Annotated in this window: 19 protein-coding genes and 1 tRNA gene; 11 read left to right on the top strand and 9 right to left on the bottom strand. The window is 33.9% G+C overall.

Annotation, left to right across the window (positions count from 1 at the left end):
• Together CQA66_RS06245 and CQA66_RS06240 are read left to right on the top strand one after the other, a co-directional pair.
• Positions 1-1,422: an FAD-dependent oxidoreductase gene (locus tag CQA66_RS06245; RefSeq protein ID WP_104763767.1), complete on the top strand. Its 1,422-nt coding sequence runs from the start codon at positions 1-3 to the stop codon at positions 1,420-1,422.
• Between the two features lie 173 nt (positions 1,423-1,595).
• Positions 1,596-2,951 carry a hypothetical protein gene (locus tag CQA66_RS06240; RefSeq protein ID WP_104763768.1) on the top strand — a complete coding sequence of 452 codons (1,356 nt, stop codon included), beginning with the start codon at positions 1,596-1,598 and terminating at the stop codon, positions 2,949-2,951.
• Here CQA66_RS06240 and CQA66_RS06235 read toward each other — a convergent pair.
• From CQA66_RS06235 to CQA66_RS06220, 4 genes are all read right to left on the bottom strand, one after another.
• Positions 2,938-3,615, bottom strand: coding sequence for an amino acid ABC transporter permease (locus CQA66_RS06235; RefSeq protein WP_104763769.1), 678 nt, complete (start codon positions 3,613-3,615; stop codon positions 2,938-2,940). The genes CQA66_RS06240 and CQA66_RS06235 overlap by 14 nt on opposite strands.
• Positions 3,612-4,310: an amino acid ABC transporter permease gene (locus CQA66_RS06230; protein WP_411698904.1), complete on the bottom strand. Its 699-nt coding sequence runs from the start codon at positions 4,308-4,310 to the stop codon at positions 3,612-3,614. Before CQA66_RS06230 ends, CQA66_RS06235 begins: the two co-directional genes overlap by 4 nt.
• An 18-nt stretch (positions 4,311-4,328) precedes the next feature.
• The gene (locus CQA66_RS06225) at positions 4,329-5,081 is read right to left on the bottom strand and encodes a transporter substrate-binding domain-containing protein (RefSeq protein ID WP_199770438.1); all 753 of its coding nucleotides are present in this window, start codon (positions 5,079-5,081) and stop codon (positions 4,329-4,331) included.
• Positions 5,082-5,249: 168 nt separating this feature from the next.
• On the bottom strand, positions 5,250-5,978 hold the full coding sequence (locus CQA66_RS06220; RefSeq protein ID WP_104763771.1) for an amino acid ABC transporter ATP-binding protein: 729 nt from the start codon (positions 5,976-5,978) through the stop codon (positions 5,250-5,252).
• A gap of 248 nt (positions 5,979-6,226) precedes the next feature.
• On the opposite strand from CQA66_RS06220, the gene CQA66_RS06215 reads away from it, so the two are divergent.
• The 3 genes from CQA66_RS06215 (at position 6,227) to CQA66_RS06205 (ending at position 10,338) form a co-directional block, all read left to right on the top strand.
• On the top strand, positions 6,227-7,096 hold the full coding sequence (locus CQA66_RS06215) for a hypothetical protein (RefSeq protein ID WP_104763772.1): 870 nt from the start codon (positions 6,227-6,229) through the stop codon (positions 7,094-7,096).
• Positions 7,097-7,176: 80 nt separating this feature from the next.
• Positions 7,177-7,905: a cytochrome c biogenesis protein CcdA gene (locus CQA66_RS06210; RefSeq protein ID WP_104763773.1), complete on the top strand. Its 729-nt coding sequence runs from the start codon at positions 7,177-7,179 to the stop codon at positions 7,903-7,905.
• An 87-nt stretch (positions 7,906-7,992) separates the two neighbouring features.
• Positions 7,993-10,338, top strand: a complete 2,346-nt coding sequence (locus tag CQA66_RS06205) for a dynamin family protein (RefSeq protein ID WP_104763774.1) — start codon at positions 7,993-7,995, stop codon at positions 10,336-10,338.
• Positions 10,339-10,383: 45 nt separating this feature from the next.
• On the opposite strand, the gene hypE is transcribed toward CQA66_RS06205, so the two are convergent.
• Positions 10,384-11,457: a hydrogenase expression/formation protein HypE gene (hypE, locus tag CQA66_RS06200; RefSeq protein WP_104763775.1), complete on the bottom strand. Its 1,074-nt coding sequence runs from the start codon at positions 11,455-11,457 to the stop codon at positions 10,384-10,386.
• A 130-nt stretch (positions 11,458-11,587) separates the two neighbouring features.
• Between hypE and CQA66_RS06195 the strand changes: the two genes are divergently transcribed.
• Entirely contained in the window at positions 11,588-12,760 is a 1,173-nt protein-coding gene (locus CQA66_RS06195) for a sigma-54-dependent transcriptional regulator (RefSeq protein WP_104763776.1), read from the top strand.
• Positions 12,761-12,887: 127 nt separating this feature from the next.
• On the opposite strand, the gene CQA66_RS06190 is transcribed toward CQA66_RS06195, so the two are convergent.
• Complete coding sequence (locus tag CQA66_RS06190; protein ID WP_115582568.1) at positions 12,888-14,792, bottom strand: hypothetical protein; 1,905 nt, start codon at positions 14,790-14,792, stop codon at positions 12,888-12,890.
• A gap of 181 nt (positions 14,793-14,973) precedes the next feature.
• On the opposite strand from CQA66_RS06190, the gene rpoD reads away from it, so the two are divergent.
• A complete protein-coding gene (gene rpoD, locus CQA66_RS06185) occupies positions 14,974-16,878 on the top strand; it encodes an RNA polymerase sigma factor RpoD (protein ID WP_115582567.1) in 1,905 nt (634 codons plus the stop codon).
• Positions 16,879-17,020: 142 nt separating this feature from the next.
• Positions 17,021-17,096 (top strand) — tRNA-Glu (locus CQA66_RS06180).
• Positions 17,097-17,568: 472 nt separating this feature from the next.
• Here CQA66_RS06180 and CQA66_RS06175 read toward each other — a convergent pair.
• The gene (locus CQA66_RS06175; RefSeq protein ID WP_104763778.1) at positions 17,569-20,709 is read right to left on the bottom strand and encodes a hypothetical protein; all 3,141 of its coding nucleotides are present in this window, start codon (positions 20,707-20,709) and stop codon (positions 17,569-17,571) included.
• Between the two features lie 83 nt (positions 20,710-20,792).
• Here CQA66_RS06175 and CQA66_RS06170 point away from each other — a divergent pair, with 83 nt between their 5' ends.
• Positions 20,793-21,128 carry a YraN family protein gene (locus CQA66_RS06170; RefSeq protein WP_104763779.1) on the top strand — a complete coding sequence of 112 codons (336 nt, stop codon included), beginning with the start codon at positions 20,793-20,795 and terminating at the stop codon, positions 21,126-21,128.
• Positions 21,129-21,147: 19 nt separating this feature from the next.
• Here CQA66_RS06170 and CQA66_RS06165 read toward each other — a convergent pair whose 3' ends face one another.
• The gene (locus CQA66_RS06165; protein WP_104763780.1) at positions 21,148-21,951 is read right to left on the bottom strand and encodes a sel1 repeat family protein; all 804 of its coding nucleotides are present in this window, start codon (positions 21,949-21,951) and stop codon (positions 21,148-21,150) included.
• Positions 21,952-22,056: 105 nt separating this feature from the next.
• Between CQA66_RS06165 and rfbA the strand changes: the two genes are divergently transcribed.
• Complete coding sequence (gene rfbA, locus CQA66_RS06160; protein ID WP_115582566.1) at positions 22,057-22,935, top strand: glucose-1-phosphate thymidylyltransferase RfbA; 879 nt, start codon at positions 22,057-22,059, stop codon at positions 22,933-22,935.
• Between the two features lie 105 nt (positions 22,936-23,040).
• Entirely contained in the window at positions 23,041-24,069 is a 1,029-nt protein-coding gene (locus CQA66_RS06155) for a radical SAM/SPASM domain-containing protein (RefSeq protein ID WP_104763781.1), read from the top strand.
• Positions 24,070-24,537: 468 nt separating this feature from the next.
• Here CQA66_RS06155 and CQA66_RS06150 read toward each other — a convergent pair.
• Positions 24,538-25,135 (bottom strand): gamma-glutamyltransferase (locus tag CQA66_RS06150; RefSeq protein ID WP_181882247.1); only part of this gene is annotated, 598 nt, incomplete at its 5' end.

Below are 25,135 nucleotides of genomic sequence, written 5' to 3'. Positions count from 1 at the left end.
ATGAAAAAAGTCTTGATTATCGGCGCAGGTCCTGCTGGACTTAGCGCAGGAAGAATTTTAAGTGAAAACGGTTATGAAATTATCATTTTTGAATCTGATTCGAAAGTTGGCGGTATGAGCAAAAGTCTTAATCTGTTTGAGCAAATTGTTGATATTGGACCGCATCGCTTTTTTAGCAAAGACAAAAGATTGAATGACTTTTGGCATAATCATACCCGCAATGAATACGAAAAAGTATCGCGTCTTACGCGAATTTTTTATAATCATAAATTCTTCTATTATCCCTTACGGGGCTTTGATGCACTTTTTAAGCTTGGTATCATAGAATCTATTCTCTGTGTACTTAGTTATATTCGAGCAAAACTCAAACCATTCCAAGGCAATAGTTTTGAATCATGGGTAGCAAATGCCTTTGGTTATAGACTATATAGTATTTTTTTCAAATCATATACCGAAAAACTTTGGGGTATAAAATGCAGTGAACTTGATTCTGATTTTGCTGCGCAACGAATCAAAGGGCTCAATCTCTATGAAGCGGTAAAAGCAGCGTTCCTTGGCAATGGAGGCAAGCAGCATAAAACATTAGTTGACGAATTTAGCTATCCCAAAAAGGGCTGTGGCGTAGTTTATCAAAACATGGCAGAAGACATTATTGCACACGGAGGGAAAATCCTCCTACAAACACAAGTGTTAGGCATTACAACAACAAATAAAAAAGCTTCGGGAGTTATTACAGACAAAGGGAATTTTGAAGGCGATATTATTATCTCAAGTGCACCTTTTAATGATATGGTTATTTCTTTAGGGGAATTAGATAGCAACACTAAGAATCTCGCTAAACAATTGCATTTCCGTAACACTATTTTAGTTTATGTAGAAATATATTGCCCCATTGCCGATACGCAAAATAAGATTCAAGAATCTAGTTTATTTAAAGATAATTGGATTTATGTGCATAGCAAAAACACGCATACAGGACGAATTACCAATTTTGCCAATTGGACTGAAGACCTCAAATGCGGTAAAACGGAAACTATTTTGTGCCTTGAATATTGGGCCAATGATAATGAAGAATTATGGAATCTTAGCGATAGCGAACTTACACAAATTGCCAAAAAAGATTTGTTAGATTCTCAACTTGTAGCCAATGAATCTCTTATAAAACGTACAAAGATTCTTAAAATTCATAAAAGCTATCCCGTCTATGAGCGAGGCTATAAAGAAAATTTACACAAAATCTACAAAGCACTTGATGAATTTAAGAATCTCTACTTCATAGGAAGGAATGGCAGCTTTAAATACAACAATCAAGATCATAGCATATTAATGGGACTTATGTGTGCAGATAAGATTCTAGGGAAAGAATGTGATTTATGGCATATTAATACGGACTATGATTACCAAGAAAGCAGCAAACAATAACAATGTGAGTCTGACTTTGCTACGCAATGAATCAAAGGGCTCAATTTTTATGAATCGGTAAAAGCAGCGTTTTGGCAATGGAGGCAAGCAGCATAAAACATTAGTTGACGAATTGAGCTATCCCAAAAGGCTGTTGCTTATGCTCAATGCCTAATAATTTATAAAGGAAAAAGATGGAAAAATGTATTGATTTCTTACAAAATCTCTCAAAGATCATTTCAGAACGTAAAACATTACAAATTATTCTTCTTATTTTGTGTGTATTGGCAATGAGTGCAAGTTTTTACAACAATGCTTTTCGTATTGCAGGAAAGAATTGGTTTGCCAGATTCGGTAAAGATGTAGAAAGTCATATTCCAGCAACTATCCTAGCCCAAAAATATCACTTTGATACAGAAGGTTACGGATTGGGATTTGTATCTGCCAAAGGAATCAAAGACAATTATGGCAACGGAACATTGAGAATGCTAGAAACACATATTCCACCAGAATCTTTTCACCCATATAAATCAGCTATTGGTATACAAGGCTTTGTATGGGCATGGACATACAAAATGTTGCATTTGGAAAATCTCGATGTTTTGCGTATGATAAATTCATTAATGAGCGCATTGTCGATTGTGTTGATTAGTATATTATTGATGAAGATTTTCGGAAAGCTTTTTGGAATACTCTTTTTTGCTTCAATGTTCCTTTCTGGATGGGTTACAAATTTTGGCAACAATCTTTATTGGAGCATTTCTGTGTGGTTTTTACCTGCCCTATTTTCATTCTACATATATATATGTAGAATGAAAAGTAAGATTCCCATTATTCTTTGTTGTATAGGTTACTCCTTAGCAATTTGCATGAAGTCTCTATGCAGTTATGAATACCTCACAAGTATTGTGCTATTCTCTCTTAGTCCATTCCTGATTGTCATAGTATTTTCTCTGATAACTCGCTATAAATATGGGAAAACACCCCCTATTTATAGCAACAATTATCGATTAATCCCTATCAAATCCGCATATATCTATACAATCATACTTTTTACGTTAAGTGTTATAGGGTTTTTCTTGGCTTTCACTTGGCATATTTATATTCGTGGTGAGGGAAATATATGGTTGGGATTGCAAGACGTCTATCAACATGATTTTTTACGTAGAATGATAGGAGGCAAAGCCGAAGCTTTTGATCCGGTTTATGCACAGTCATTAAATGCGAATATTTTTACTGTAATAGGCAAATATCTCTATTGGGAAGGAAGTTTTTTAGCTGGAACAGGAAAATATGGCTTTGCTGTATTGCTCATTGTAAGTATTGCATTGTTAGTACAAATGAAAAATCAAGAAGAAAAATATCTTTTAACGTCTATGTTATTTGTCTTCGCGCTTCCTGCTCTAAGTTGGTTTATACTTGGTAAAGCGCATTCTTTTGTACATACACACATGAATTTTATTTTATGGTATCTAGGATTTACTGCAATGCTGCTTTACATTCCCTCTACATTTTTACTACAAAAAAAGAATAACTTTAAGAAGTCCTAATCCTCGTATAATGAGAGTAGAATCGAACAATGCAAGAGAGTGAAAAACAGACAATAAAATATAGCCCAGCAACCGTAATAAAAACAGCAACAATCTCATCAAAACTCGTAAGTCTACTTAAAATATCTTTAGAGACATTTGTAAGCTCTGCTACATTTAATGCTGCAAGAAAAGAAGTGTCTTTTATGGTAGTAACACATTGTGAAAGAATAGTCGGCGTAACTTTACGATAACACTGGGGAAGAATAATATACCAGAGTGTAAAAACAAAACCAAATCCTTGCGAAGCGGCTGCCTCAAACTGCCCTCGTGGAATAGAGTTTAATCCTCCACGAATAATTTCTGCCATAACAGAAGATGTATACAAAAATAACCCTATTGTTCCCAACACAGAATAATTTGCGGGGATTCCAAGCACAACAGGCAACACAAAACAAGCTGCATACATCCACAATAATAAAGGTGTGTTTCTAAAAACTTCAATATATATTCCCGCAAAATATCCAAAAATCTTGTGCCATCTATGCGTAAAATAATTACGCATAACAGCTAAAATTGACCCAAAAATGATAGCACCGCTTGCTGCAAAAAAAGCCATAACAATGGTAAGCCACAAACCGTGTAATAGTGCATATAGATTCTCGATACTCATGATAATCTCTATCTTGTAAAATACTTATGTTTTAATTTTTGTTCATATCTTCTCATAATCATAGACAAACAATAACAAACAAAAAAATAAAATACTCCAGCAACCACATAGGCTGGAGCATAGTTCAATGTAGATTGAGCATAAGAATCTGCATTATACATAATCTCTGCCCCCGCAATAATTGCTAATACAGAAGTATTTTTAATGAGATTCACTGCTTGATTTACAGACGGTGGTAAAACAATGGGGATAGTTTGAGGAAGAATAATATAAAACATTCTTTGCATATAACCAAACCCCTGCGAAGCGGCTGCCTCAAACTGCCCTCGTGGAATAGACTCGATTCCACTACGAACAACTTCACTCATATAAGCACCATGATACACTCCCACACCAATCATTCCTATTGTAAAAACATCAAGAGTAACGCCAAAATAAGGAATCTGCGGTAAAACATAATATAAAAAAAAGAGATTAATTAGCAAAGGAGTATTCTGAAAAAATTCTACATAAGCTCTTGCCCATAAATGCAAAATAGTTACTTTACTTGTTGCCATCAAAGCATGGACGACACCTAAAATAATCGAAATGCTTAATGCCAACACGGAAATAAGCAAAGTTAATGAAAAACCCTGTATAAAAAGATGAATATGGTTAAAGGTATCCACCCATCTCCACAATGCAAAAGGCGAATTATCCACAAGAATCTCCCAATCAAAAGAATCTTATTTTAAATTCCATTTAACTGCCAAAGAATCAATTTCTTCACGATGATTCTTAACAAAATTATTCACATAATTGCTCCATTCTGTATCATTTTTTCTTGTTACGATACCGTACTCTTGCGGATTTAAACTATCATCCAAAATCATATTGTTATTATCTAAATAACCTCGCAAGATTGACTTATCGACAGCAAAGGCATCAATTCGTTTAGAATCAAGAGCACTTTTTAGAGATGGATAATCTGGAAACTCTCTAATTGTTACTTTAATACCCATATTCTGCGCCGCGTTGCTTACAACTTGATTGGTAGTAGCGGCTTGTGCAACACCAATTACTTTGCCATCTAAACTTTCAAAATCAGTAAAGTTATTTTCTTTTAACACGAGAAATCCGATTGGATCTTTATAGTAAGAATCCGAAAAATTATAAGTCTTTTTTCTCTCTTCTGTAATAGTAAAAGTCGCAATCACCACATCGAGCGTCCCATTATCAAGTAATGGTCCTCTTGTTTTTGCTGTTACTGGCTCTAATTTTATTTTATTTTCATCACCCAATACTTCTTTTGCAAGCAATTTCGCGATATCAACTTCAAAACCTTCTATTTGTTTGGTTTTATGATTGAGTAACGCAAAATTAGGAGTATCTTTCTTAACACCTACAACCAAAACACCCTTTGCTTTAATTGCCTCCAACTGATTAGAAGCCTTTGCGCTTGCCTTATCACTACCCTCATTGCACGCATTCAAAAGCATTCCAATACCTATAAACAATATACTAACTAATACTCTAATAAAAAACGTTTTTCTCATCATAATATTCCCTCAACAATAAAATAAAATCACGTTAACATATTTAGTTAAACTACAATCAAGAAACTCAAAACAATATTCATATTTAATTTAAGATAAACCTCTACAACCTTAATGTGAGAGAATCTTGCCTAAAAAGTTCTTTGTGCGCTCACTTTTTGGATGGCTAAAAAACTCTTTAGGCACATTCTCTTCAACAATCATACCATCCTCCATAAAAATGACTCTATCCGCAACTTCTTTTGCAAAGCCCATTTCATGGGTAACAACAACCATTGTTGTGCCCTTTTCTTCTGAAATTTTACGCATTACATCAAGCACTTCTTGCACAGTCTCTGGGTCAAGTGCAGAAGTAGGCTCATCAAAGAGTATGATTTTCTTTTGTGTGCAAAGACTCCTTGCAATTGCCACTCGTTGTTGCTGCCCTCCACTAAGTGTGGCGGGATACACGTTCGCTTTTTCCTCTAATCCTACGACTTTAAGATATTTATAGGCAGTCTCTTCAGCTTCTTGTCTGGATTTCTTTTGAATCTTCATAGGTGCTAATATCAAATTTTGCAAAACGCTCATGTGAGGATAAAGATTAAAATGCTGAAACACCATGGCACAATATTTGCGACAAATAGTAAGTTTTGTTTTGTGTGTTAATTCAATACCATTGATAACCACTTTACCGTCACTAATCTGCTCTAAGCCATTCATGCAGCGAATAGTTGTACTTTTACCGCTACCACTAGGACCTATAATGACTAATTTTTCCCCTTCATGAACATTAAGATTAATATCTTTTAGCACATGATGTTTGCCATAAAATTTATTGACATGCTCTAAACAAATCACAACAATTCCCTTAAATCACTTTGCTTTTATACTAGCGCAAATCACTGCTTATTAAAACTTAAATGACTTAAAAATGGCTGAATATATAGAGTATTTACAAAAAGTAACTCTATAAATGTTTGTAACAATGAGCATAACGTCAATCAATAATTGATTCTAAGAATAGAAAAATGAAATCGTAAGCAATCCAGACATTCCTATTTTTTGCTATGATTGTGAAATAAAATATAGTTTATTTAGGAGAAATCTTGAGATTTAATACTATTATTTGCTCCTACCTTTTTTTTTCACTCTTATCATTCAATGGGCTTGCACTTTTGAGTTCCGAATTTTCACATACTTTTTCACAAGTTTTTCCACTTCTAGCCCAAGACGGTAAAATTTATGACATATTCTGTCTTATTTTGCTAGGTGTTGTTTTACTAATTATCTGTTGTAATTCCCTTAGAATCTCTGTGAAAGCACGTGTTCTTAGTAAAACCTTTCTTACTTTTGTTTTATTAATAGTATTCATAGTTGTCTCTTGCCTATCAATATTGTTCTATCATATCTGCGCCAAGATTCTTTTTCATTACACATTATCTAATGACAATTTTTTGGAGTCGCAAAAGATTCCAAATCTCATAGAATGGCATGAATATTATACTTCGATAGATTTTGTAGTTGCATTAATTTGCGGGCTAGGTTTTATTGTCTTGCCTTTGTGTTACAAGATGTTTCGTTTACATATTGATATACAGAATCATTTAGGTAAATCTTTATTTATATTCAAACCTCGTTTAACAAGCACCACAATAGCACTTACTGCTAGTGCGTTTCACCCTTATTTCTCAAATATTTCAAGCCATTATATAAATATAATATTCCTTTGTAGTGGCGCATGCCTGTTATTATATTCACTACAAAGTAAAAAAACATACGGATTCTATGAATATGCAAATATGATTCTTTTTGCCATGAGCATATTGCTCTTTCTACTATGCGGAAAAGTTATGTTAAGAGCTGATTTCTACAACGCCCAGCTTAGCTTTTATCTCCTTGCTATTCTCTGTTGGTGTGGGGAATGGATAGAAAATTATGATATTTTGCATAATAAAATCACTGACAAACTGATTTGATTCAGAAAATCTATGCAATTTACTCTGCGTATAAAAACTTTTAGTTAGAATCTTCTTTGATGTCAAACATAAGGAAAACAATGGAAATCCTGCAAACGTTTTTTTTTCGCCTACCGATTTTAGCTAGCTTTCTTGGAGGGGTTCTTGCCTTTATTACTCCATGTATACTTCCGCTTATTCCGTCGTATATGAGCTATATTTCCGGTACTAGCTTACATAATAGAGAAAATTACTCACGACCACATACTCTCCGTAACGCATTGCTCTTTGTGTCGGGATTTGGTATAGTGTTTTTTTTATTTGGTTTAGCCATGATTAATATCATCGATAATGTATTGCACTATCCTATTGTACGTTATCTTTCAGGAGGATTAGTTATCCTGTTTGGCTTGCATTTCTTGGGAGTCTTACCAATCAAGATTCTCTATCACACAAAGCAAATTAATCTCAAAAAATTTGAACAGAATCAAATCCTAAAAGCTATTGCTCCTTTTATTTTTGGCGTAGGTTTTGCGGCAGGATGGACACCTTGCACTGGTCCAATTGTAAGCTCAATCACACTACTTGCCTCAACCAACCAACATCTCGCTATATTCGCTATTTTTGCTTTTGTTGTAGGACTAGCCCTTCCATTCTTGCTTCTAGCAATCTTCCTAGAAGCAGGGCTTTCTCTGTTACGTAATCTTAAAAAACAAATGCGTATCATTGAAATACTATGTGGTATATTCCTTGTTTTTGTGGGCATCTTAATCATACTAGACGAAATCTATTTCTTAGTGGCTTTTATAGATAATCAGCTTTTTTCTTAACTTACCTTTGTCTTTTTTAATTTCCTTTGATTATTGTGTTTATTAAGACTGTTATTATAGAATACCATATAATTAAGGAGCATAAATATGGATATTGCAACGCGTTTTTTTCAAACATTCTATAATGAATGCGCAGTTGAAGGGGAATATTCCCAATTAAGCTGCGAGATCATTGACACCCTGCCAACCGATGTAAAAAGCATACTCTTATCGGTAAATGAAAATAATTTCGCGCTTTATAGCGCAACACCGTCGTTTCAATCACTTCACAAACAATGCTATTCACAACATATTCCAACAGCATCAGACATTATAACTATACAAAGCGTCAAACTTCTTCAACGGTACTTATTGCAGAATCTACAGATAAATGAATTGCATGATTTAAAAAATTCTATCTTTCGATTAAATGCTGCTGATATCCTTACTAATACTCACGCTAGAAATTTTATACAGTTCCTTAACGCTACAATCTCTCAAGCCAGAAAAGATTCTAAAACCCAAGCACAACAACTTGACTTGCACACACTTAAGACCGAATTAGAATCTCTACAAGCACGATTTTTGGAGCTTCAACTCAATAACTCTTTTTATCTCAAGCTTAATAATGTTCTTACTCACACAAAAAATCAAAAATTCTCTATAGGAATCACAGGCATTCTTAGCGCAGGGAAAAGCACATTCCTCAATGCTCTTTTAGGCAAAGAAATACTAGGTAGCTCTACTATACCTGAAACTGCAAATCTTACGGTACTTAAATATGGAGAAAAGCAATGTGCGAAAGTGCATTTTTGGAACATTCAAGAATGGGAGGCACTCAAGGAATCGGCTATTCATGATGAAAATCTGCTTGATTTCATCTCAACTACTGAAGAAAAATTTGGCAACACTCTCTATGATTTTCTTACAGAAAAAGGGAAAATAGAAGAAATACAATTAGAGCAATTAAACACTTTTACTTCTGCAAACCACGAAAGTAAGTTTTGTAATTTAGTTAAAAAAATTGAACTCTTGACAGATTTAAAGTTTTTACAAAATGGTGTTGAAATTGTAGATACGCCAGGTCTTGACGATCCGGTAACAAAAAGGGAAGAAATCACAAAAACTTACATTCAAACATGTGATGTGCTTATTCATGTGATGAATGCAAGTTGTGCGGCGACACAAACCGACATTGACTTTATTATAGAATCACTTGTCGAACAAAACATCTCAAGACTTTTAGTGATATTAACAAGAGCTGATTTAATAGGAGAAAGTGAACTACAACAATCTCTTGAATATACAAAATCTAGTCTCTCTATGCAACTTAAAAAATCGCATTACAAAGGCGATATAGAATCACTACTTGCACGTATTGATTTTATTCCGATAGCTAGTTTCCTAGCACTCCTCCATAGAACCAACAGAAACGAAGAAGCATTAGCGCAAGGTTATACGCTTGAAAAAACAGGGATATTGGACGTAGAGCAATACTTAGACACAATGCTTTTAGGAGAAAATAGTCTCAAACATAAAGATATTCTCTATCTTGCTTATCGTGCTTTTCTTAAAATAGCCCTTCAAGCACAACAAGAGGTTCTTTTAGAATCACAAATACTTAATGCTTCAAAAGAAGAACTAGAAATTATGCTACATGAGCTAGAAAAAGCCAACAAAGAACTTTTACAATCTTTGCAAAACAAGCAAAGTGAGTTACAAGCAAAATCACAAGAATTGCAGAATTTTCTACAAATCTCGGAAAATCTTATTAATAAACATCTCAAGATTGAACAAGAAAAGCTAAAAAGTAGAATCTATCATGATGCAATTTATGGATACAACAATAATAAGATTCCAAGCAAAGAAACCATTTGTGAAATTTTAGCGCAAGCACTGCATGATTGTTTCGTAGACACTAATCGCGATTACAAACAAAAAATTTCAGAAAAAATTGCGCAATTGCTAACAAACCAAGAAACAGAAGAAGCAAATTTACATCAAATTGCAAACTCGCAAGAACATGTAACACCAACACAGCCAAGAATTATTCTCCAAGCAAACAAGGAACAAATACAGCAAAGCCTCACATTTTTACAATCACACATACCAGATCTTATCAGCAAACATTCTCTTCAAACGCAAAATGATTTAGCTATACAGCTAGATTCTGTGTTTGACAAATCATTTGCATTATTTTATAAAGTGATTTCTGAAAAAAGCAAAGAAATCTCATTAGCATTTTCAACATATTTTACAGCACTAGGGAAACAACAAGAAGAATCTATTCAACAGCAAATCACAGATAAAAAAGAAGCACTCGCTCAAATGCTTATCCAAAGAGAAAACAGCAAATCACAGGATTTACGAGATTCTCTTGTCAAGAAACAAAAAGAATTACAATCGCTTATTAATGAATTAAAGTATATCACTCATGTACTAGGTGCATCATAGTTACTGCGGCTTTAGTCCCCCATTTAGCATGATAGTTCGCACAAATCAGCAAATTCTCGGTAAAATCTCTCCTTCTGGATATTCCATAAATCTTTGACTTTGATATTGTGTCTGCAATACAACACGTTGAAAATATATTTCCTCGAGATGTCCCCTTGATAATTGAGAAAAATCCTTACGCACTCTTCCAATAATAGACGCATCTTTACCCAATGAATGCTTATGCAAGATTTCTAATGCTCTCTTGGCATCACATTCTGCTACTGCCAATACACATACCCCCTCATTTGCTAATATGTATGGATCAAGTCCTAATATTTCGCATACCCCACGAACCTGCGTATCAATCGTTACTAATTCCTCTTCAATCTCAATGCAAGCCTCTGAAGCAATCGCCCATTCGTTAAGAACGCTTGCTATGCCACCTCTTGTTGCGTCCCTTAATGCGTGAATAAATATATCACCTGTTAAAATTTCCTCTAATAAAGGATAAAGACTCGCGCAATCGCTTTGTATGTGATTATCAAGAGAAATATGATTCTGTTCTAAAAAGATTGTTGCACCATGATTGCCGATTTTGCCACTTAAGATAATGCAATCATTGTGTTGCAAGTTTTTCGCACTAATACCTACTTTTTGTAAAATGCCAATACAGCTAGTATTAATAAAAATCTGCGAATCTCCTTGAGATATTTTAGGCAAAACCTTAGTGTCAGCAGCAAGAATTTTTAACCCCAGATTCTCACATTCTATTGCAACAGAATTAGCAATTTTCTTAAGCTTCTTTATGCTGAATCCCTCTTCAATAATGAAAGCTATGTTGAGAAATAGTGGTTTTGCACCCATCATTGCGACATCATTGCTGCTACCGCATACGCTAAGTTTTCCAATATCTCCACCTCGAAAAAAGGGAGGATTAATAATATATGAATCAGTACTTGTAACTGCGATTGCTTGTTTATTAATGCAATCATGACTAGATGTATCCGAAATTACAAAAAGTGCTGAATCTTCATTGGCATAAGGCATAAACTTAGTAAAAAACGGCATGAAAACTTGCTGTGTTAGCTCTGCTGAATGCAAACCACCACTACCGTGTGCAAGAGTAACAATATCCATATAAATCCTTATTAACGATAACAAATACGTAAGAATTATACAGCAAAGGCTATTTTAAGTAAAGAAAGTTTTATCTAAGTTTTGCTAGAATTAATTATTACTTTGTGAGATTACCTAGAGAAGGAAGCAAATGAAAATCGCTATTGTGGAAGATGATATTAATATGAGAAAAAGTCTTGAATTTTTCTTTTCAGATTATAAAGACTTGGAAATTACAAGCTTTAAAAATCCTAAAGACGCCTTAAAATCTCTTGATTCAAGTTTTGATCTAATCATTACAGATATTAATATGCCACAAATGGATGGTCTTGAGTTTTTAACTCAACTCAACGGCAAATATGAGGCAATCGTAATCACTGGCAATGCTACATTAAACAAAGCGATAGAATCCATTCGATTGGGGGTAAAAGACTTTTTCCAAAAGCCATTTGAGCCAGAAGACTTACTAGCCGCAATTTATCGAACAAAAAAAATTCTTGAGTTTAACAAAACAAATAAATCAAATAAACCTCCAAAAAAAACACTTAGTAAAGACAAGCTGTTTAAGTCTACTTCACCGCAACTAGAAACAGCAAAAACATTAGCAAAGAAAGTCGCGCCAACGGACGCTGCAGTACTATTGCTTGGTGCAAGTGGTGTGGGTAAAGAGGTTTTTGCAAGATTTATTCATGAGCATTCAAAACGTGCAAATGCGCCATTTGTGGGGTTAAATATGGCGGCTATACCTGAACATCTCTTAGAATCCGAGCTTTTTGGCTATGAGAAAGGTGCTTTTACAGACGCCATTGCTACTAAGCCCGGTCTTTTAGAATCTGCGCAAAAAGGCACAATATTCCTAGATGAAATTGGAGAAATGCCTATGGGATTACAAGCAAAACTTTTGCGCGCGCTACAAGAAAAAGAAATTATACGACTAGGATCATCAAAACCTGTGAAAATTGATGTACGATTTATTTCTGCAACAAATGCAAATATTCAAGAGAAAATTGCGAATCAGGAGTTTCGAGAAGATTTGTTTTTCCGCTTGCAAACAGTACCTATAAAGATACCTCCATTGAAAGAACGTTTAGAAGAAATCTTGCCATTAGCGCAGGAGCATATTAAAGAAGTTTGTGCCAATTACGGATTTAGCGAAAAAAAGATGAGTGAAAGCGCGCAAGAAAAAATGCTAAGTTACAGCTGGCCTGGCAACATTAGAGAATTATTAAGCGTCGTGGAAAGAGCCTGTATCTTAAGTGAAGGCACAACAATTGAAATTCAAGACTTATATTTAGATGAAAGAGAAAAAGGGTTATTTCATTGACAAACAATCGCCCAAGGCTAAATGTTGTTTTAAGGTAAAATACTGCTTCTGTGAAACTTAATATTCATACATTTAATGCTTGCGACCAATCATACCTTTAACATAGTAATACAATAAGTTATAGCAATTATTTATTGCGTACTTTATTTTGGGAAAGAATCCTGACAATAAGAACACGTCTGTCATTGCTATATCGCAAAGTAAAATAAATCTCATATTCTGGGGATTTATCGCCCTTTTTATCACGCCATCCATTACCAAAATCCTCTAAAACCTCTGTATAGTAACGGGCACTACAAATCCTCGCGTTAGACGTATAATCCATTCCTTTTGATTCTATATTGCTTATATGCGAAACGAGCTTGGAAGATAAAATCGGCTCTGTTTTTTCCCATAATGCAAGAAATTTGTTTTCAGCTTGCACACCATATTTACGTCTCTCTTCATCTGCTCGGGCGCGGGCATGAGATGTAAGACTTGCACGTGTGAGATTCTTATGCACAAGCTCATTAGAACAAAGTGGCAAAGCCGCCTTTTCGGGATTTTTCTTAGGAGTGTCTTGTTGAGTATATAAACGGTAATGTTGCGCAGAAACTGCTTTGTGTATACTATTTGTAAGAATCGCAATACTCGTAGCCTTATTGTGTTTGCATGCTATACGATATGTGGCTACATATTTTGGGGATTTATCGCCCTTTTTATCACGCCATCCATTACCAAAATCCTCTAAAACCTCTGTATAGTAATGGGCACTGCAAGTTCGCATTTGTTTATCTTTACTCAAAGATTTTTCATTAATACGACTAACGTGAGAAGTAAGCTTTGGCAAAACAAGCTTATGTGTCTCTCTCCATAATGCAATAAAATTTGCCGCTGCCTTTTCCCCGCGCAATCTTTGTTCCTCTTTATATCGAATATTTGCATGAGATTCTAAGCTAGCAGTCGCGATTTTTCGTATGACTGCAATATCATTACATTTCGGTGCGATTTGACATTTTACATTGGTGTCATTTTGTCTCAAATCATCACTTTGGCTATGTGCTTGTAAATCAACTTTATCGTTATCATTGTCGCTATGGTTAGCCTTATCTAATCCATCATCAATTTGATTATTTGCAACGGGTAATTGCGCGGGATTATCCTGATTATCCTGATTATCCTGATTATCCTGATTATCCTGATTATCCTGATTATCCTGATTATCCTGATTATCCTGATTATCCTGATTATCCTGATTATCCTGCCATAGAGGGGGATTCGTATGAGCAGCATACATATCTTTCGTGGACGTATCTTGTCTATCTTTTGTAGAAGAGGATTCTTGAGATTGTATAATATTCGTGGAATCTTTATGAATCATAGCATGTTGTGTTGCTTGTCTAGATTCTAAAGAATCAAGCGAATTAGTTGTACTCTGTGTTTTTTTGGATTTTAGAGAATCAGTATCCTCTGACGAAGTATGTCTATCATCTGTATGTTTAAAATTCGCAGTATTATCAGTATTATTATGTAAGGCTTCAGGAGCAGCTGTTGTAGAGCTGGAATCTCTATTCGGTTTAGAATCTCCTCTATCTAAACTCATTCCACTTCCTTGCGAACTAGAAGAATTGCTAAATTGCCCTTTAGTGCTCTCTTTAGAAGATTCTGAAAATTTTACTGGATTTTTAGAATCTCCACTAGAAATATGAGGCTGCTTGTTGTCTATTGTTTGAGAATGGGCTGTTGCAGTTTGAGTATGCGATATATTTTGTTGTGCATTGGAATCAGATTTGCTGTTTTGTTCTTTCATTGGTTCTTGTATATTATTTTCTTGATTAATATTTGCTTGATTATTGCTTGAGACATTCGTATCCAAAGAAGAATCTTGCGGATAATCAATATTCGAGTTGTGATTTCGCTGCACTTGTGTTAATGTATTGGCTGTTTGTTGAATATTTTCCTCTTGAATATTCGATTCTGAACAACGAACAATAATCAAAACTATCAACAATATGAATATAACGGCGAGTGTTAGAAAGAATTTTTTACCCATTAGCCCAATCCTTTACCCTTACCTTAGTGTAATGAAAATATTGTTAAATCCAACTTAAAATCTCAAAGAAATAACCTATAAAACTTAACTATTCTTATTTCACACTAATATTTATTATTCCAAAACCGATATAATGGGTAAATTCTATATACCTAATGAATGGACTAAAGGAGTTTGAGTTATGCTTACAAAAAAACCCACTACAAAAGTAACCGATAAGAAAATTCACGAAAAATTAGAGAATCTCTTTAAAAACTCAAAAGAGAAATATATTTCCTACGAAATTATTGCGCAAACCATTGACAAAGAGCCCAATATGGCAGTCATTACAAAAATAAAATCGCTTTGTAAAACCCATAAAAAGAAGATTATCAGTTCATCTGAAATGGCAAAAAATCTCAACGAGGAAGATAAAATCCAAGAGCAAAAGAAAAAACGTAAAAATATAGAAATGTCGCTTAATGAAGAATTTAACTTTCAACGCGAAAGAGAGCTATTAGAATGGAGCAGAAGCGATAGTCCTGTGCGAATGTATTTGCGAGAAATGGGACAAATTCCGCTTTTAAGTAAAGAGGAAGAAGTCAACCTTAGTAAAGATATGGAAAAAGGCGAAGATATTATTATTGATGCGATTTGTTCCGTACCTTATTTGATTGACTTTATCTATGATTACAAAGATGCGCTTATTAATCGAGAACGACGTGTCAAAGAGTTGTTTAAAAGCTTCGAAGATATCCAAGAAGATGAAGAAATAGAATTTGAAGAAATAGAATTTGAAGACGAAGAAGAAATTAAGCCAAAAAATAAAAGAAATTGTAAAACTGACGAGGCGCGTATTGAAAAAGTATTGGAAAGTTTTCAAGCCTTAAACGATGCAAAAAACGATTGGTTGGCGATTTTAGAAAAAGAATTCAAAAGCAATCAAAACGGTCAATCGGATCGTACAGCAAACGAAGAACTTCTACATATTTTGATACTTGCACACAAAAAGCATATTTTAAAACAAAGATTGCTTGCCTTAGGTCCTACTAGCAAGCTCATTAACGAACTCACAAAAGCTATGGAAAACAGCCTCAAAAACGGAGATGGATTCGAACGCGAACTCAAGAGGTTGGAATACAAACTTAATCTTTTCAACGACGCTTTGATACAAAACCATAAAAATATCTTGGAAAATATCACCAATATGACTCGCGAAGATATTGTAGCGCAAGTGCCGGAAAATACTATGGTAGCAACATATATTGAACTACAAAAACTCTATAAAACACGTAAGGCTAGCGAAAATGGTTTTAATTTAGAACCAGACAAACTCAAAGAAATACTCGAGCAAATCAAACGTGGTAAAAAGATTTCAGACACTGCAAAAACAAAAATGAGTCGCAGCAATCTACGGCTTGTTGTAAGTATTGCAAAGCGATACACTAATCGCGGCTTACCTTTCTTAGATTTAATCCAAGAAGGAAATATCGGATTAATGAAGGCAGTAGATAAATTTGAATATCGTAAACAATATAAATTTTCAACTTATGCAACATGGTGGATAAAACAGGCAATCTCTCGTGCAATAGCCGACCAAGCTAGAACCATTAGAATCCCAATTCACATGATTGATACAATTAATAAAATTAAAAATCTTATGCGTAAGCATGCTCAAGAAAAAGGAGAAGAGCTTGATGTTGAAACTATCGCAGAACAAGTGGGGCTAACTGTCGATAAAGTAAAAAATGTCATAAAAATCACAAAAGAACCTATTAGCTTAGAAGCACCTATTGGAAATGATGATGATGGTAAATTCGGCGATTTTGTCGAGGACAAAAGCATGGTTAGCTCAATAGAGGATTTACTTAAAGAGGATTTGCGACATCAAATTGATAATGTATTGGATTTATTAAATGAACGAGAGAAAGCGGTGATAAAAATGCGCTTTGGCTTACTAGAGGATGAGAGCGATAGGACATTAGAAGAGATTGGTAAAGCACTAAATGTAACAAGAGAAAGAGTACGACAAATAGAATCTAGCGCAATTAAAAAACTCAAACACCCTCGTATAGGGCGACAACTACGACAATACTTAGGCAGTTAAAATTAGCCACATAATGCAAAAAGGGATTGCAAAGCAAACACATCTTATGTAACTAGAGTAGTGCTGCGAATACAAATATTCGGACGCACGAAAAATTACTCAAATATTCTTTTTAGTGCTAGAATCTACTTTTATAATTTTTGACCCTTTCATCTAGTGGCCAAGGATACCACCCTTTCACGGTGGAAACGGAAGTTCAAATCTTCCAAGGGTCGCCAAAACACGATTTGCTTGAATGATTCTTCATAGTTACCTTATATTAGAGACGTTATAGATTCCTTGGAAACCTCTATTATTATACGTGTAACTTTTACCAACTTCTAACAATAGAAAAACTCCAATACATTCTTCAAATACACAAACATAATCAATCCAATAAACCACAATAGTACAAATAGCTTTGTGAATCAAAGTAGCTCAAAAGAGATACAATTCAGGTTTAGAAGAATCACTATAATTGATAACAATGTATTTTCACATAATGCCAAATCTAGATCTCACACAAAATACGACATGCACTATCACGTGTTTGGGTATCGAACATAATATTATTCTTACTCTACCTTAACCTTTCCTACACATTTCTACAAAACTATCCTTGATCTTTTTATTGTACACAAAGCAACACAGAACCCATGCGACAACACAACAAACACAATAACTAACTTGATAAATTACTTCTATGTAGAATCAAAAAGACAACCAAGCTTCTCCATTCCGCCCTGCTTGACTTTGAAGAAGTATATGTGGCTCTATTTGTAAATATTGCGTATAAAGATAACGTTCTAATTCAAGATTCTTATTGAGAATAGGCAAAGAATACTCTGCAATAATACCTTTGCTTCTAAGTTGTTGATAAGTTTGTGATTGCTTGCTAGAAAAATCTCCCTCATCTTGCAAGATACGTAGTAATTCTCCTGTTTGCAAAAGCTCAATAAACTCTTGCTCTTCTTCAACAACAAAAGTAAAAATAGAAATATATCTTTCTGCAAAAATTGCGGCAAGCTGCTCAATACTTATTTGTTTTGCGCTTTCATTGCTAGTGAAATATTCACGAGTAAAGCTTAACTTAGTTGGAATCTGCAATAAATACACAACAAGCATAATCACGCAAACATGGAAAAAATCATCTTCTTGATAGATGCGTAAAGTTGTCTGATAATGTTTTTTTATTTCATAAATATTATCAAAGTTTGACACACGTTCAAGATTCTTAAGATACTGACTATAATTGTGGTTAAGGTTATAGAGAAATTCAATTTCGTCAATACTAAGAATTTCACTAAAACAACCAATCACATCAGAATAAAGACTATTTTTTTTAATCACATTGCTAGGACTCGCATGTACAAGATTATGCAAAAGAAATCGGCTTAAAAATGGCTGCAAATATCCTCCACAGAAGACTCTTGAATTACCAGATATAATGCGCAGCTTATAGGCAGAATTAATACAAATAGAAACATTAACATGTGTAATCACATAATTCATTTCAGCTTTATTATAAGTAAACAGACTAACATTAGCAGTCTCTTTTGGTAAATTAGCAATCAAATCATTAAGATTCATGTATGAAACACTTAAGGGAACAAAAATACGTTTCGCATCATTATAAAGATAAGAATCCGTGTAAATAACCATTGGCATAGAATGTGTCATGCGAGAACGCATAACATCACAAAAAGCCTCATAAACGTCATAAAACGAACTAATAAACACTACTATTATACCGCTATTGCTTACCAAAAGATTAGTCACATCAATATGTTTAGACACCTCTTTCTGACAGATAATTTGCTTATGTATCTCCAAAGGCAAATTATCACGATAAAGGGACATGAATGGACAAAAATCCAAAATAGGCTCGAAAAGATAATACAAAATTCTCGCCTGCAAACAATCCTTTACAAAAGAAACATTGCCTATCATAATATTCGCTGCTATACATGAAGCAATCTCATTAAGACTTAGCGATTCCGCGTGAATAAGAACGTTGCCAACTGGTGTTAATAAAACAGAATCCGTTTCGCTCATAAGATTGCGATACACATAGCCATAGTACTTAAAAGTATCAATTAAAAGATAGACTTGCTCTTCTAAAATATCTCGCGGCGTTTCAGGAAAAACCTCACACAATGTAGCAAACAACGTCTTTATTTCATTTTTGATATGCGAAATAATCATCGTCATAATATTGATTTTATTTGTTTCTATCTCTTCTTTTTTAGCCTGTGCACGTGCAATAGCATCCTTCTCCTTTTGCGCGTTCAAAGAAAACACAATTGGCATACTAATATCTTGTATTATCAATCTATTCATATCATTAGTATTGAGATAAAGAATATCATCTAATTTATGCCGACTAGGAATGCTACATTGCAAGGATTCTAAACGGTATGCAAAAGATAACGAATGTGAAGATTCCAATAAAGGCTTTTGCAATTCATAATCAAAAGTTTCAAAATGGTATTGTTGCACAGCAAATACCATTGAATCTGCAGGTTGAGATAAGTTTGCCAAAAAGTCTTTAGTGGCTTCAGAGTTTAACGAATCTTTTTTATGAATAATTTTTTGCGCAATACCAAAACTATGTGTAAAATCATTGCACTTTTTCTGCCATTCTTGTTTATTGGACATAGCAATGTAGCTGCATATTCCTTGCAATAATTCCGTATGCACATATTTTAAACGATATGCTAACATTTGCGTAAAGTGTTTGGTATAACACTGTATTGACATCAAACGTAATTTTTTTTGTTTAGCAAACTTATAGAGTGGATAATTGAGTTCTGGCTCAATCTCTATGAGCATTTGGGAATCTAGTCCCCATAAAGACAATAATTCAAGAATGAAAAGATTAGAGCTAGTAAGACTCGCCTCTAAAATCTCACTATACTCTCTATATCGCGCCAAGATAGCTATATAGTTTGCCCTACTATTTGTATGGTTAGCAAAAACCTTATTGGTTCTATGCCTGTGCAGACTCTGGAAATAAGCTTTGTGATAATCAAAATCTAAATCTTTAAATCTTACAAGCAATTTTGCTTTTTTTTTGTTGACTAGTTCCCTACTAAGATTCGCAACCTTATCTAAGCCGTGTAGAGAATCTAAATAATAGGTTTGCAAGCTCACGCCCACATTCACAATATAAGGAATATTTTCCAAGCAAACTTTCAGAGATTCCAAAAAAGTATCAAAAAACTCATAAGTGTTATTAAAAAAAATAGCTTTAGCGTTAGAATTCTCCAAGAGAATTTTAAGGTTTTTCGTTAACACTTCCTGAAATATTTCAGGCATACACAAATGCGCTTTAGGTACAAGATTCAAAGGATTAACAATAAGCACTTCTACCTTTGCATGCGAGAGAATATTGAGGCAATCGTGCAAATATTTTTCAGCCTCTCCATCATCAAGTGGCAAAGGAGCAAAAAAATGCACACCATTTTTCATATTATAAAAAGTAAGTTTTGCAAAATTATCACTTATAACCTTGCGAGAATATCTTTTTACTTCCCACATAAATAATTTTTTGGGTAGCAAACAAACTCTATAACAAAATATCTTAAATATTTCAAAGCTAGAAAAAAAATGCTTCTGTAAAAGACTACTAAAAACAAAGTTATCCAATATCGCATAGAAATTTTGCTCTATTTTATCGCCTTGCTCAATATTTTTAATATGAATAAGACATATTTCCTCTAAAAATTCCATATCTGTTTTTTTCATAAATTTCATACGTAAAAATATATTAATATCTTTTGCGCGAATATATTTCTTGACTCTTTTAAAATTTTGTGTAGTAGATTCTATTACTTTCTCTAGCTCTTGCATGTACTTCCTCGATTGAGAGAGATAAACTCCTATTATACTATGCTAAAATAGACAATCTATCACAACCCAAAATAAGAAAAATAATGAAAAAGAACACAAGAAAAATAGGCACTCATTATGAAGAAATAGCTTTGCAGTATCTTTCCGACAGAGGCTTTTCTTTTATTGCAAAAAATTTTTATAGCCGTTACGGAGAAATAGACTTAATCATGCAGAAAGAAGAAGTTCTACATTTTATTGAAGTAAAAAGCGCGACATCTCTAAATCCCCTTATAAAAATTACTCCCACTAAATTAGAAAAAATGATAAAAACTATTTATGTTTTTCTTGCAAAACATCACTACTCTTGTAGTTTTTGTCTCGATGCTCTAGCAATCCAAGGAAAACAAATTCTCTTCATAGAGAACATTACAATATAAACTTCGTATTTATTGTCCATTACCATATCCTATAAGTCCTCAAATGCTTTGTACGTATATTGAGTTCAATAGACTCGCTTAAAGCATCACAGGCAGGAAGCATACCGAGATTGCAAGCTTTCCTTTGATACTTTTCATAATCCTTTTTTGGTAAAGAAAAAGAATCAAAATAGCCGCACGCAATAGCAAGATTCTTATTGCAAGCATTTATTCTGTACTCTTTAATATATTTTTGTTCTGCACTAAATTCTGCATCATTTTCATACAAAATTGATAGCAACAAACATTCAAATGCACCACCGTTTTTACAAATATTTGTTACAGAATCTAATATTGCTTGTGCCTCACTCTCATAGCCATATTGTTTGTAATATTTTCTCATAAACAGACAACTTAAAGAATCTTGTAGCTTGCAACCATCAATAAAATAACGTAATGCCAGTAATCTATCTTGAGTATCTGAACCGTCTTTGCGATCTAGAACAGCTACTCCAAGCAAAGCGCAACTCAATCCGCTAGAATCATATTGACATTCTTGTTGTAAAGAATCTAAAATTTTCTTGCAAATACTCATATCCTCATAATAGTAACATTTACCAAAAAGGTTAATTTTTTGAGATTGCGCAAGAACATCACTTTGTGCCGCCTTAGGAAAAATCTGTTTATCTGCAATGCTTTGTTTGAGTAAAGATTCAAAAGAAGACGCAGAAGATTCATTTACAACATTTTCATTTTTGACACAGCCCACAAAAACAAAAGTATAGATTAATAATATTGCGATAGTGGAACGATATACTATACGCAATTGACCCTGTAATTTCATACAATTCACCATAATTTAGATACTAAAATTATACAAAACCTTTTACAAAATTCTAGTTTGTTTGGATATAATCGCTACGTTAATAACGTCATTTTAGGAAAAATAATGAAGGGCATCGTTCTAGCAGGCGGTAGTGGAACACGACTTTACCCTACAACACAAACTCTCTCAAAACAACTTTTGCCTGTTTATGATAAACCAATGATTTATTATCCCTTATCGGTTCTTATGCTTGCAAACATTCGTGAAGTTCTTATCATATCAACACCTAAAGATATTACTCGATTCCAAGAAATCTTTAAAGATGGTTCATGGTTAGGTATGCAATTTGACTATTGCATACAAGAGCAACCAAATGGATTAGCCGAAGCTTTTCTATTAGGGCGAGACTTTATAGGAAACAAAAATGTCTGTCTTATTCTTGGCGATAATATTTTCTATGGACAAGGATTCCGCTCTATGCTTTTAAATGCTAAAAATCGCATTTTAACGGAGGGGGGTGGGGTAATCTTTGGTTATTTAGTCAATGATCCAACACAGTTTGGAGTAGTAGAATTTAATAAAAACCTAGAAATTGTAAGTTTAGAAGAAAAGCCACAGCACCCCAAAAGCAATTATGCTATCACCGGACTCTATTTTTATGACAATAATGTCCTATCTTTCGCCAAGGAAATGACGCCTTCAGCAAGAGGAGAACTAGAGATTACCGACATCAACAAATGTTACTTCCAAGCAGGAAAACTAAAAGTAGAAATTTTTGGCAGAGGGTTTGCTTGGCTTGACACAGGCACAAATGATAATCTCTTGGAAGCAAGTAGTTTTGTGCAAACAATTGAACGTAGACAAGGATTTAAAATAGCGTGCTTAGAAGAAATCGCCTACAACAATAATTGGATAGATAAAGAAACATTATTGAAAAGAGCAAAAGAACTAGACAAAAGCGGCTATGGGAAATATTTAGAGAAACTTCTTTATTCACTATAATTCTCAAAATAATTTTAAGAATTAGACAATCGCTTATTTTTAGTTGAAAATTAAAGCCACGTTTTGCAGCTCTTAATACTAAGGATTCTAATATGGAGACAAATAATGAAAATAAATAATTTTAATTCAGATGAAAAAATCTTACGTTATCACAATAAAATTGACTATTTTTTTAATGCGCACAAAACGCTTATTGTAACTGAATTAGATTTGACAAACAAATGCAACCACAGATGTCCCGGATGTTGCGGACACAATGAAAATAACGCTGAACTTAGCAAAGAACAGGTAGAAAGTGTTGTCGAAAACCTGAAAAACATGGATAATAAAGGAGTAATTTTAAGCGGAGGCGGAGAACCCACCTGTTCACCATACTTTGAATACGCCATTAAACTGCTCAAGAAAGCTGGGCAAAATATTGGACTTAACTCACATGGAATGAATCTCAAAGAACAATTCAATGAAGTTATTGCAGAAAATTTAGAATATTTCAGAATCAGCCTTGACGCGGGAAGTGCAGAAATGTATAAAAAGATACACGGCATGAAAGATTATCACTTCGAAAAAACATTGCAAAATATTGAAAACTTTGCAAAAACAAAACAAAAATTAGGCAGCAAAATAAGCTTTGGCGTAGGTTTTCTTACAAGCTGCGTAACAGAGAAAGACATGGAATCCTTTGTGCGATTAGTGAAAGACAGGGGCGCGGATTTTGCACAATTTCGACCTTTTACTGGAGACAAACTAGACATTATCCCAAAATTAGAATCTTTACGCGCAAAATATGAAGATGCAAATTTTAAAATCGTTGCAAGCTATCAAAAATATAAAGAAATGGAAAATCTAAAACACACCAATGAACGAGGCTACAACAAATGCCATGGCATGTTTTTCAGCACAGTAATTAGTGCTGATTTCAAAGTGTGGGCATGCTTACATTTCAGACAGAGTGAAAAACATTTCTTGGGGGATTTGCGAGAACAAAGCCTAGAAGATATATGGAAAGGTACTCGTATAAAAGAAGTCTATAATGCTATTGACTGCTCAAAATGCCCTATTCTCTGTCGTAATGACAGCTTTAATCGTACGCTTAATAAATTAAGTCTGGAAGTTACAAATAGTGAATTTTTATAAAATATGTTTATCACAAATATGAAGCTTTTAATCTTCATCTAAGAATCGCAATATAAATTATAAAAATTGCAACACACCTAACCTTATCTTTTCAAATAACTTGACAAACATGAATCACTGAAATATTTCATTAAAACATGAGGTAAAAATTAGCAAGATTCTGAATCTTTGTAGATTATCTATAATTAGATTGCTTTATGAAATCAAGAAAATATAACCTACAAAAAATACTTCTATAAGAAAGCACTATCCGATAAAACTAAAAAGAAAACATAAAACTATACTTAAATAATTCGGCGAACTAATAAGTAATAGTTTAATAATAGTTATCACCAATTAACCAATCACTTGAAACTCTATCCCCGTTTCAATGATGCTCACAACACTTTCATAATACTTTTTTATGTTATTCCTAAATCCCAATAAGATCTATATTAGCACGTAACAAGGACAACAAAGTTATATACCTTAAAATTCTTTCCTAGGGTCAGGCACCCCATAATAAACACCTGTCTTCATATCTCGTATAATAGCATTAACATCACCCATATCTGGAAGTTCTACAATTTTATATCCCATTTTTTGAAGAATATTTTGTGTATCTTTACTGAAAGCAAAAGATTCTATACGCAATTCATCTGGCATCCATTGATGATGGAATCTTGGCACTTCTACGGCTTGAGCTAGATTCATACCATGATCGATAACATTAGAAATTACTTGTAAAATAGTGGTAATAATACGAGATCCACCCGGAGTACCTACTACCATAAAAACTTGATTCTCTTTAAGGAGAATAGTAGGACTCATAGAGCTTAGGGGACGTTTATTGGGTACGATAGCATTAGCGTCATTGCCAACTAACCCCCATATATTTGCTACTCCAGGCTTAATAGAAAAATCATCCATTTCATTATTAAGCAAGAATCCTGCTCCCTCAACAGCAGCGATCGCACCGTAACTACCATTAATCGTATACGTCACACTCACAGCATTACCCCATTTATCCACTACTGAATAATGCGTTGTATGATTACCTTCTTTAAAGCCTTTTGCATTTGGATTA

The sequence above is a fragment of the Helicobacter aurati genome, from assembly GCF_003364265.1.
GTDB lineage: Bacteria > Campylobacterota > Campylobacteria > Campylobacterales > Helicobacteraceae > Helicobacter_A > Helicobacter_A aurati.
The sequence above is the reverse complement of the archived record's forward strand: the minus strand, read 5'-3'. Positions and strand labels throughout refer to the sequence as shown.

Excerpts from the sequence above, each read along its gene's own strand:
- CQA66_RS06205 (WP_104763774.1), top strand. The coding sequence starts at position 7,993 with ATGGATATTGCAACGCGTTTTTTTCAAACATTCTATAATGAATGCGCA.
- CQA66_RS06240 (WP_104763768.1), top strand. The coding sequence starts at position 1,596 with ATGGAAAAATGTATTGATTTCTTACAAAATCTCTCAAAGATCATTTCA.
- CQA66_RS06225 (WP_199770438.1), bottom strand. The coding sequence starts at position 5,081 with ATGCTTTTGAATGCGTGCAATGAGGGTAGTGATAAGGCAAGCGCAAAG.
- hypE (WP_104763775.1), bottom strand. The coding sequence starts at position 11,457 with ATGGATATTGTTACTCTTGCACACGGTAGTGGTGGTTTGCATTCAGCA.
- CQA66_RS06155 (WP_104763781.1), top strand. The coding sequence starts at position 23,041 with ATGAAAATAAATAATTTTAATTCAGATGAAAAAATCTTACGTTATCAC.
- rpoD (WP_115582567.1), top strand. The coding sequence starts at position 14,974 with ATGCTTACAAAAAAACCCACTACAAAAGTAACCGATAAGAAAATTCAC.
- CQA66_RS06170 (WP_104763779.1), top strand. The coding sequence starts at position 20,793 with ATGAAAAAGAACACAAGAAAAATAGGCACTCATTATGAAGAAATAGCT.
- CQA66_RS06195 (WP_104763776.1), top strand. The coding sequence starts at position 11,588 with ATGAAAATCGCTATTGTGGAAGATGATATTAATATGAGAAAAAGTCTT.
- rfbA (WP_115582566.1), top strand. The coding sequence starts at position 22,057 with ATGAAGGGCATCGTTCTAGCAGGCGGTAGTGGAACACGACTTTACCCT.
- CQA66_RS06190 (WP_115582568.1), bottom strand. The coding sequence starts at position 14,792 with ATGGGTAAAAAATTCTTTCTAACACTCGCCGTTATATTCATATTGTTG.
- CQA66_RS06245 (WP_104763767.1), top strand. The coding sequence starts at position 1 with ATGAAAAAAGTCTTGATTATCGGCGCAGGTCCTGCTGGACTTAGCGCA.
- CQA66_RS06175 (WP_104763778.1), bottom strand. The coding sequence starts at position 20,709 with ATGCAAGAGCTAGAGAAAGTAATAGAATCTACTACACAAAATTTTAAA.
- CQA66_RS06165 (WP_104763780.1), bottom strand. The coding sequence starts at position 21,951 with ATGAAATTACAGGGTCAATTGCGTATAGTATATCGTTCCACTATCGCA.
- CQA66_RS06210 (WP_104763773.1), top strand. The coding sequence starts at position 7,177 with ATGGAAATCCTGCAAACGTTTTTTTTTCGCCTACCGATTTTAGCTAGC.